This is a genomic window from Pseudarthrobacter lactosi, assembly GCF_055412785.1.
The window spans coordinates 118019-127480 of record NZ_JBVAYS010000007.1; the positions used below are offsets into that span (position 1 = coordinate 118019).

Below are 9462 nucleotides of genomic sequence, written 5' to 3' on the forward strand. Positions count from 1 at the left end.
GGGTACGGCTGTGCCCACCGACACGCGCGGCGTTTCGGACAAATCTTCAGTCCATGTCCAGGCATGGACTGCCTTGACGCCGCTCATCGCCGGCTCCCCCATCATGCGATTTTGCGCCTTAGCCATTGATGGATCGGCATGACTCAAGGTCCGCTGAACCACCTTGACGAGGCGTTGTTCGAGCCGGGCTCATGGCGGGCCCTGGACGCCTCGAACGTGGCTGTCCCCGGGCTGCTGGCCGGTTCGCTGGATGCTGCCCTCGGCTGGGTCGGCACCCGTGCTATCGCAACGGTGTTTGGCAGACTGCGATCTGACTTCCGGGTGGTCGACGTTGACCTGTCCGGTAAACGCGGTGACGCTGTGACCGACCTCGTGGCCGACTGGGCCGTCAAACACAGCCGTTGGCACCTGGTGCGCCCTTCCGGCGGCGCCGCCGGAAGGCACCACATATTCATTCACGTCGACGTCGCCACACTCCCGGCCCTGCGGGAGTACGTCGCACAGCTGCGCAAGAGCTTCCGCGTCAACACTTCCAGCATTGATGTGCGTACGGCGGTCCGCCCGCTGAGCGCCCCGCACCGTACCGGTGCGACCACGACTGTTCTGGGCGGTGCTCGGGTCCTGTGGGAGGCGCTGCGGTCCTGCCCGGACGTCCCTGCCGCGAAACGCACTGGACGACGGAGCCATGGTGACATAGCGCGTGTGTCCCAGCGTTCCCGATCCTCCGTGTCCCAGACGGCCGCGCGCGACGGATCCGGTTCCTGGCTCCGCGCGGCACTCCCCTCCCCCGTCCCAGGCGGCCGCACTTTGCCGGATGTTTGGGACGAGTACCTTACACACGGGACCCGGCCGGTGATCGGCGGCATGGACCATTCAGGGTCGACGTTTGAGCTGATCGCGACAAAGAAGATGGTGGTCGCCGGCTACACACCCGCACAAGCCTGGAACGCCGTGTCCGCCGCGCACCCGTCCGCGATGCCCAAAGCCTGCCTGAACCAGAGACGCTGGGTGAACAACGTCTGGAACCACTGTGTAGAGGACCTCACGACGTTCTTCGCAGCTGACCCGACGGCCGCCCGGTCAGCTGATCAGGCTTCACCGGAGGTGCTGGCCATAGTGGACGCTGCCAGGCGGCGACTGCACGTGCTGCTGTGGGAGTACCCGGTCCGACGCAGAGACACCCTCGCCACCGTCGCGCACGCCGTCCTGGACAGGATCGAACGGACCGGTGTACTCCGTGTCCCGGTTCCGGAGAGAAACCTCGTCCTGGACACGGGCATCGCTTCCCGCCCTGCGATCCGCGCAGCCCTGCGCTTCATCGACGGCAAACTCGGCACCTTGCACAGAGACACCTTGAACCCCGCATCGCCTGAGACCGGCAGCTTCGAGTTTGAACTGATTCCGGCACAGGGTACAGCTGTGTTGGAATCCTCCCCACCTCGTAGTCACGCCCCCCTCCCCCGCTCCTCCACCTGGCTGCCCCTGCCCCCCACCGCACGGCGCCTCTGGCAAACACTCCGCCAGAACGGGCCCTCCGCGATTGCCCCCCTCTGCCGTTCTGCTGCCCTGCCCGAGCTCCTGAACACTCCTGCCAGCCCCAGCACCCTCCGTACCGGACGTTCTGCCCTCACGGCTCTCGCGGCCGCCGGTCTTGCCCTCTGCGACGACGCCGGTACATGGAGTGCCACCAGCACGGTTGCCCCTGAGCACGCAACAGCTGCTGCGGAAGAAGCTGACCGGCTCGAAGAGCAGATTGACGCCGAGCGGCAGGCCTACCGCCAGCGGCAATCAGGAACGTGGGCGGCACAGCGCCGCCGTGCCCTAGCCAAAGATCACGCGCGCTACAAAGGCTGGTGGGATACTCTGCCGGAGGAAGAACGCCGGAAACGCCAGGAACACCACGCCCGGGCCTTCCAAAGGCTCCCGCTCACTGCCCAAGAAGCACTCAAAGCACAGATCGCGACCCGCCGCACAGGCGCAGGCATCAATGAGCCTGTCCGTTACGCCCGGTGGCGCGAAACACTCTCTCCCGACGAGGTCCTCCTGCGTACAACCGAACGCGCCGCCGCTTTCGCAGCCTTGCCTGGACCCTTGCAGCAGGCCACCATCGCTTCCTGGGAACGCCACCGTGCGCGCTTCGGGCTCCCCGCACCAAGCCGGTCACGCATCCAGCCTCCTGGGCCCCAACCGACCTTTGTGCAACAAGTGCTCCCTGTGCCTGAACTCCTCGCTACCACGGGCGTTTGACGGCTACTGTCCCGCCGTGGGACAGCAGCCGTGTCCGGCCCGTCGCGAGCGTCGGAACTGTATCCGGCGCTGAGGGGTCAGGTGCGCTGGTCGGGGCCTTGAGGTGGAATGAAGTGCCAGCTGCTTTGCCTTGTAAGCCATACGTTATGAGGCACTTTGGTTATGAGACGCTTCCTCGAGCGATTTTCCGGCTGTTTGTCTCATCCTCCGCGAGGGCTGTCCGCTCAGACCGTGGATGGTTGCCAGTTGGTTGCCTGACAGTAGTCACGGCCTGACGGCGTTCCGGCTGCTACCGCGGCAGGTGGCCAGAAATTCCTCCACCCGTTGGATCGGGCCACTGAGTGCCTCCCGCAGCTTGGGGTTGAGTAGTATCTGCGTCGCCAGTAACGCTAAGCGGCCAAAGTCCTTGTCGTTCTGGAGATTCTGGGTATGGCCGGGCCGCCCTGCGGTCTATCACGACACTTCAAGGCGAGAGCGTTTTGTTAGGTTGATTTTGTTATGGCTTTTGGGGGCGTCTTATTGCCAGAAATCCCGTGTATTCATGAGGCTGCGGGGTTCTATCGCAGACGGTCGTTTGCGATAGGGGTCAAATGCATCCAGGACAAGCCAGATCCTGCCTAGCGCTAATGGCTGCACGGATCCTACTCAACCCCCAAACGGGCCAATATTTGCTCCTACTTGTCTAATTGGGACTCATTGCAGGAGTAACAGGCCGCTAGCGCCGGATACTGTTCCGATGTTCGTGACGGGCCTAACCGGCGTGACCCGCCTGGGTTGTTCAGAGTTCGCTGAGGTGGCGCAGCTGTTCCTGGACGATGCCCCCTCCGGTTTCATCACTGGATCACCGGCTCGTGAGGACAGTTGTCTTATCGGGGGAGGTAGTTTCCGTGCCATTCGCCGGGCGAGGGCCGGCGTACCTGTGAAGCGGGAACCCAGCATTGATAGGTGCTGCCACGGTCATCGGTCCAGGCCACATCGACCTCTTCTTGAGTCCAGAATGTGGCGTACCCGTGGACTTCCAAGGGTCCGCCGTCAACCAGGGGAACCTGGGCGATTACTTCCGGTTCCTGCTTGTATGTGAACCTGTGGACTGTGTGTCCGGTGTGGTCTGGCCGGCGGTCGGCGTGTTCGTACATGGTGCCGTCCATTTGGAAGTCGCGGTCTGTTTCGAACCTGCTCACCATTCAAGGCTAGCCCGGCAACGCGTCGGTGCCCGGGATTCGCGCCACCGCCTTAGCTAGGGCCAAAGACACAGGAGGGCCAGCGGGCTACACCGTTGGGCTTTGTCCTTCTCCCGCTGTGCGCGGGCGAGAGGTTCGGCGTTCCTTGGTCGGTGTCTCGCGGGCTTGGGTTAGTTCGTCGCGCAGTTGGTCGATTTGGCGGCGGTAGGTGTCGTGGAGGTCCTTAACGCGTTGGTCCCCATGGACGCGTTCACGTTCGATGTCGGCTCTGGCCGCTTCGCGCTCGGCGGTCAACGTTGCCAGAGTGCCGCGCAGGTCGGCCATCGTCTCTCGTATGTGCTCGACGTCGGCCCGGGCACCCTCAAGCTGTCCCCGCACCTCGCCGGCCGCGGCTTCTGAGCGGCCGGCGCGCGCCTCCTCAGCCTTGGCGCGGCTCTCGGCGGCGCCTGCCTGCTGCTCTGCCGCGGCACGGGCCCGTTCCGCAGCCTCAGCCCGTCGGGTCACTGCGTCACGTTCCTGCTCAACCTGTCTCAGTTGGGCCCGGGTGGATTCCAGGTCACCCCGTAGTTGCTCAGCTTCGGCTTGAGCTTGCTCCCGCTCGGCCGCCGCAGCCACACGGGCCTCGGCGAGCTCGGAAGCAAGCCGGCCTTTCTCCTCGCGCTCGGTGGCCAGCTCGGCGTTGACGCCGGCCAGCGCCTCAGCCAGTTCTTCACTTTGCCGAGTTGCTTCCTCGGCTGCGGCATCGGCTTCGTCCTTCTCGGCGCCAGCCCGGCGCTGAGCCTGCTCGGCACGGGCGGCCCGTGCGTTCGCGGTAGCCACCTGCTCGGCGGCTTCGCTTGCTACTGATTCGATCTGTGCCTCTGCCGCCTCGGGGTCTCCTACGGTGCGCAGCTCCTCGACCAGCGTCGTCAGCTGCTGCCCGAGGTGCTCGATCATCCCGGTCACCTGGCCGGTGATCTCGCTGGCTCGCTGGCGCGCGGTATCCACGGGCCGTGTCTCGGCGGCGCGGGCGGTGTCTTCGCTGAGGCGCTGCCGCGCCCGCCAAGCCGACGCGCGCGTATGGGTCGGGTCATCGCAGTACTCCGGCGGCCGGCCGGTGCTGGCTAGGGAAGCCATGACGGGGCGCGGGCACCCCGGAAACCGGCACGTACGCACGTCAATTTCAAAAATGTTCTCGCCCATAGTTTCATCATATCGTCTTTCGTTGCCGAACGGAATACGAAACGAAACGAAATACGGAAAGCACGCGAGGAGCTTGGTTGCGTTCTTGTTTGCAACCAGTTTGGTTGCAAACAAGATGCGTTCAACTTTGTAACTGGCTGCGTTTGGATCTAGTTTCATTCTGGTTGCAAACAAGATACGTTCAACTTTGTAACTGGCTGCGTCTGGATCTAGTTTCATTCTGGTTGCAAACAAGTTGCATTCAATTTCGCAAGTGATTACGATTAGATCTAGTTTCAATCTGGTTCTATTCCGAAACGCTGTTTGTTGCGAATAAGAATGGAACGAGTTAGGGCCACCTGATCAACTAGCATGCAACTAAGCGAAACTGCAGCGGACGGAAGCACCTCATGATTCTCACCATCGGCTCGCTCAAGGGCGGGTGTTCAAAATCAACACTTACGGTCAACTTGGCTGCCGAACTGGCACGTCTGGGCAAAAAGGTCACCGTTGTGGACGCGGACCCCATTGCCAGCACGACGAACTGGGTCGCCGACCGCGAGGAGCGTAGTCCGGATCTGCCAGCAGTGATTGGTGTGCAGAAGAAGGGAAACCTGCGCGCCACTCTTCTGGACCTTGAGGCAAGTGCTGACTTTGTCATCGTCGACACAGGCGGTTATGACTCACAGGAGCTGCGTACAGCAGCCACCGCGTCCGACCTTTTGATCGTCCCAATGAAAGCATCTCCGCTGGACCTCGACACTTTGCCTAAGTTCGTCAAGGTGGTCGAAGGAATCATGGACTTCAATGCTGAACTCGAAGTCCGTGGACTGTTCACCCAGGCATCCACCCACGCCATGGACAAGCGTCTGGACGAGTCCCGCGACATCCTCAGTGACTACCCCGAGATCCCACTGTTCGACACCACGATCTACCAGCGCAGTTCCTACATGGACGTGATGCCAGTCGGTAGGGGAGTCGTGGAGTGGAGCGACAGCAAGGCCAAGGCCGAAATTCAGGTACTCGTACAGGAGATGATCAACCTTGGCTAACGCACGCCCCACCCCCAATCGCCGCCGGCGTGAAACCAGCCCGGATGAGGAAGCCAGAATCGAAGCTTTCGCCCAGCAGGCAGCGACGCTGCTCCCGGTGCCTGAGGCCGCGCCGGTCCCAGTCGATCCGCCCGCGCCGGTCCCAGTCGCGCTGCCGGCGCAAATTCAAACTGCCGCACCCATTGAGAAGGAACCAAAGAACAAGTCCTACACGTTTCGGATGACGAAGGAAACGTTGGACAAGCTCAGGAGTGCGGCTGCGGCTGAAGACCGGAGTATCCAGTGGGTCTTCGACAAGATCCTCTTGCCGGCCCTCGATAAGTAAGGGTCTGGGGCGGGGTGCCATGAGTTCCGGACTGACCTTGGTTGCACTGTGCATTCATTGTTGTTGCATCGCTGGTGACTCGTATTGATCTGCGGCGGACCCTCGCGGTCGTCTGCGCCCAGCGGAAATGTGACGCTCTTCTGAGGCTGGACTAAGTCCAGCGGATGCCGACATCGTGCCTCTGGAACTCGGGGGAGCAAGCAGCACCTCGAACCTCTGGCCCGAAATCCGAACGCCGAGGGCCGCTACGCACGTTCAGAACCCGAAGGACGGCATAGAGAATCAACTCACCGCTGCCGTGTGCCAGCACCGGGTCACCCTCACGGCCGCACAGCAGGCCATTGCGACCGACTGGACCACGGCCAAAGCAAACTTGGCCACTAGTACCCATAACGGACGAAATTGTCGTTGCCGCGTGGAAGGATGCAGCACAGATCGAGATGTCAGGTGGCACATTTGTGCCACCTGACATACCGAAATGAGACGACCTAGATGGAAGAGGGCGTGAGCGATGGTTTGGATTATTGGTGGGGGAGCGGTGGTGCTGCTCCTGGGCTTGATGTGGAACATTTTTGTGCACCCGATACGGTTTGGTACTGGCCTGATCAAGCTGGCCCTGGGCGTGGCCGGCATCATATTCCTGCTTGCGGGGATCTTTGCCGGGAACTTCGGTAACGGCTTCCTGGGCGTTCTGCTTCTGGCAGGCGCATCATTCGTGAGCTGGTTCCAAGGAAGACACATGTGAACCGTTTGTAGGTAGACATGCGTGTGGGCTCGTTGGAGGTGAATAGATCTTCATCGCACGAGCAAGGAGGAACGCATGGCTATCGCGACGACAGTGAGCATCAAGTACAAGTGCGGACACACCCAGGCAGCTGACTTGTCCAAGGTCCCGGCGGGCCGACGTAAGGCCCATGCCTACGGACTGGGGCTGAACCGGATCTGCGGCAGGTGCTTCACAAAGGAAAACGCCGCCGGCCGGGAAACCTGGCTCGCGGAACGGAACGCCCAGGCATTGGCTGAGGCCGAGTCGTTCGAGGCAGACCACCAGTTGCCGCCGGTTGAGGGCAGTGAGAAGCAGATTCCGTGGGCGACACGGGTCCGGTACGAGCTTCTTTCCACGGCGCTGCAGGCATTGACGGTTGACGCGGACGAAACGCTCAGTGCCGAGGACTTTGAGGAACGGATCCTCGTCCCGGCGCGGGCAATCACCCGGGCCAGGTGGTGGATCGACAACGGCGACGCCGACGCCGAGGACGTCGAGGAACTTGTCAGCACGGCTCTTGAGGACGCAGACGATCACGTCGAGACCGAGAACCCGTTCTAGGTCGGCACTCATGCCCGAGAAGGAGGAGCCCGTGAGCATCAAAATCTATTCAAGCCGCGGCTGCACGCAATGCGCCATGACCAAACGCCTCTACGACCGTGACGGCGTGGCCTACGAAACGGTCATGATCGACAACAACGAAACAGCGCAGGCCCGGCTGAAGGCCGCCGGCCACCAGCAACTCCCCGTCGTCGTCACAGACACCGCTACATGGACCGGTTTCCAGCCAGAACGCGTCAAAGCCAGCATCGTAGAGTTCAAAGCCAGCGTCCCTGCCACCTTCACCACGCACGGCCCCGACGTCGCCTGACCCTCAAACCACTAAGGGCCGGCGCAGCGCCCGCTCTGCCGGCCCTTTCCGATGTCCGGTACTGACATGCACGTGGCCGCCCCGGATCGGATTCCTACAGCAAGACTCCGCCTCAGGAAGGGAAACAATGAGCGAGAACCATCAGAATCCACTCACCATGAGTGTCGCCCCACAAGCGAACATCATCGACCGTCACGGCACCTCCATACCGGCCAGGACAGCGTCAGACGCCCATAAAGTTCTCGTCCAGACCGCCAGCCTGCAAGGCGGGTCCATCATGGTCAAGCAGCAGGGCTACAAGGCCTCGGAACCCGCCCTTGGAAACACGATCATCATCCATGCGGACAGATCTGTTGTAGACGAGGTAGAGGATGTCCCTTCCGCTGAGTGGACAGTGAACTACCACTCCTGGATCGTTACGGTCCCCGGACAGAGCTCCTACTTGGTACCGAGCATTGAAACCGCACTCAACGATGCCCAGCTTCTCGCAAACAGCCAGAACCGGGCCGTTGCCGTTCACGTCGCGGACATCAAAACCAATGGTGGTGCGGAGTTCGAAGAGCTCGTCGAACCCGTCCGTCAGCCACAGGCGGCGCCGGCAGCTCCCCCCGCCCCGGAGATCAAGGCGGCACGGGCGGATGCCCCTGCAGGCCCGGACGAGTCCGCAGCCATCCGATTCAGCCGCGCGAAGCAGCCTGCACCGACCGGCCCGGCCCAGATCGGCGTCCGCGGCGTGATGAACCGGTCCCTATTCACAAAACTTGGCCCCGGCCAGCGTGAGCAGCAGCTCCGGTCCTGGCGCAACGCGATCCAGCGGGGCCTGGACAGCCACAAGACCATCAGTGAAATGAACATCAAAGGCGGCGTGGGCAAGACCACGACCACGTTCCTGCTTGCCGCCACCATCGGACGGATCCGCGGCGGCAACGTCGTCGCGTGGGACAACAACGAAAACCAGGGCAATCTGGCCGAGCGCGCCGCAACTGCCAACCACGACCGCACCGTAATCGATCTGCTCGACAACATTGACGAAGTCCGCTCCCCCGGCGGTGCCGAACGGCTCGTCAACTACGTCCGGCCCCAGGGCGAGAACAAGTTCCACGTCCTCTCCAGCGCCAACAAGGCCGGTAACCATGCCCGCATCGACCGCGACACCTTCGGCGACGCCCACGCCGCGCTGAGGGAGTTCTACCACTTGACCCTGATCGACACCGGCAACGCCACCAACGCCTCCACCTGGGAAGCAACCGCCGACGCAGCAGACATCCTCGTTATCGTCACGACAAACAAGGAAGACGGCGCCCGCAAAGCATTCGCCACGATCGACGACCTGATCTCCAAGGGCCACAAGGACAAGCTCGCCAACGGAATCGCAATCATCAACCAGCCATCCAACGCCAACGCGGAACGGCTCCAGCGGATCATCGACGGCATGAAGGCCCACGTCCGGGACTGTGTCGTCATCCCATTCGACCCGGCGCTGGACGACGGTGACGAAATCGTCTACGAAGCACTCAACACCAAAACCAAGGAAGCCTATATGAACGCAGCCGCCCTCATCATCGACGGGCTCTGACCACGCAGCACCCAACAAACCGCCGCCGTCCTGCACCCCTTCCGCAGGACGGCGGCTTTATCATTGGTGCAAACAGACCCAGGGGTAGCCATCCCGCTTGCCACGGCCAGCCTGTCCAGGTCCATGAAATATCGCCGCTCACTTTGCCGCTTGCCGCTGCCGGACCGCTGCCGCTTGCCGCTGCCGGACCGCTGCCGCTTGCCGCTTGCCGCTGCCGGACCGCTGCCGCTTGCCGCTTGCCGCTGCCGGACCGCTGCCGCTTGCCGCTTGCCGCTGCCGGACC

Annotated in this window: 9 protein-coding genes; 7 read left to right on the forward strand and 2 right to left on the reverse strand. The window is 62.5% G+C overall.

The window, feature by feature from the left end; translation table 11 throughout:
• Positions 1–138 precede the first annotated feature (138 nt).
• Positions 139–2247, forward strand: coding sequence for a hypothetical protein (locus ACZY0Q_RS20210; RefSeq protein WP_463919575.1), 2109 nt, complete (start codon positions 139–141; stop codon positions 2245–2247).
• 866 nt (positions 2248–3113) lie between these two features.
• Here ACZY0Q_RS20210 and ACZY0Q_RS20215 read toward each other — a convergent pair.
• Positions 3114–3428 (reverse strand): hypothetical protein, encoded by a 315-nt coding sequence (locus ACZY0Q_RS20215; RefSeq protein WP_463919578.1) that lies wholly within the window; start codon positions 3426–3428, stop codon positions 3114–3116.
• 87 nt (positions 3429–3515) lie between these two features.
• Positions 3516–4610, reverse strand: coding sequence for a hypothetical protein (locus ACZY0Q_RS20220; RefSeq protein WP_463919580.1), 1095 nt, complete (start codon positions 4608–4610; stop codon positions 3516–3518).
• Between the two features lie 389 nt (positions 4611–4999).
• Between ACZY0Q_RS20220 and ACZY0Q_RS20225 the strand changes: the two genes are divergently transcribed.
• From ACZY0Q_RS20225 to ACZY0Q_RS20250, 6 genes are all read left to right on the forward strand, one after another.
• Positions 5000–5641, forward strand: coding sequence for an AAA family ATPase (locus ACZY0Q_RS20225; protein ID WP_069953124.1), 642 nt, complete (start codon positions 5000–5002; stop codon positions 5639–5641).
• Positions 5634–5966, forward strand: coding sequence for a hypothetical protein (locus ACZY0Q_RS20230; RefSeq protein WP_463919583.1), 333 nt, complete (start codon positions 5634–5636; stop codon positions 5964–5966). Before ACZY0Q_RS20225 ends, ACZY0Q_RS20230 begins: the two co-directional genes overlap by 8 nt.
• Before the next feature lie 511 nt (positions 5967–6477).
• Positions 6478–6711 carry a hypothetical protein gene (locus ACZY0Q_RS20235; protein WP_463919585.1) on the forward strand — a complete coding sequence of 78 codons (234 nt, stop codon included), beginning with the start codon at positions 6478–6480 and terminating at the stop codon, positions 6709–6711.
• 75 nt (positions 6712–6786) lie between these two features.
• The gene (locus ACZY0Q_RS20240; RefSeq protein WP_463919587.1) at positions 6787–7293 is read left to right on the forward strand and encodes a hypothetical protein; all 507 of its coding nucleotides are present in this window, start codon (positions 6787–6789) and stop codon (positions 7291–7293) included.
• A 31-nt stretch (positions 7294–7324) separates the two neighbouring features.
• Complete coding sequence (locus tag ACZY0Q_RS20245) at positions 7325–7603, forward strand: glutaredoxin domain-containing protein (RefSeq protein WP_069953121.1); 279 nt, start codon at positions 7325–7327, stop codon at positions 7601–7603.
• A gap of 127 nt (positions 7604–7730) precedes the next feature.
• A complete protein-coding gene (locus ACZY0Q_RS20250; protein WP_463919590.1) occupies positions 7731–9179 on the forward strand; it encodes a MinD/ParA family ATP-binding protein in 1449 nt (482 codons plus the stop codon).
• The last annotated feature ends 283 nt before the right edge of the window (positions 9180–9462 follow it).

Coding starts and splice junctions, on each gene's coding strand:
- ACZY0Q_RS20210 (WP_463919575.1), top strand. CDS start 139: ATGACTCAAGGTCCGCTGAACCACCTTGACGAGGCGTTGTTCGAGCCG.
- ACZY0Q_RS20220 (WP_463919580.1), bottom strand. CDS start 4,610: ATGGGCGAGAACATTTTTGAAATTGACGTGCGTACGTGCCGGTTTCCG.
- ACZY0Q_RS20225 (WP_069953124.1), top strand. CDS start 5,000: ATGATTCTCACCATCGGCTCGCTCAAGGGCGGGTGTTCAAAATCAACA.
- ACZY0Q_RS20235 (WP_463919585.1), top strand. CDS start 6,478: ATGGTTTGGATTATTGGTGGGGGAGCGGTGGTGCTGCTCCTGGGCTTG.
- ACZY0Q_RS20240 (WP_463919587.1), top strand. CDS start 6,787: ATGGCTATCGCGACGACAGTGAGCATCAAGTACAAGTGCGGACACACC.
- ACZY0Q_RS20250 (WP_463919590.1), top strand. CDS start 7,731: ATGAGCGAGAACCATCAGAATCCACTCACCATGAGTGTCGCCCCACAA.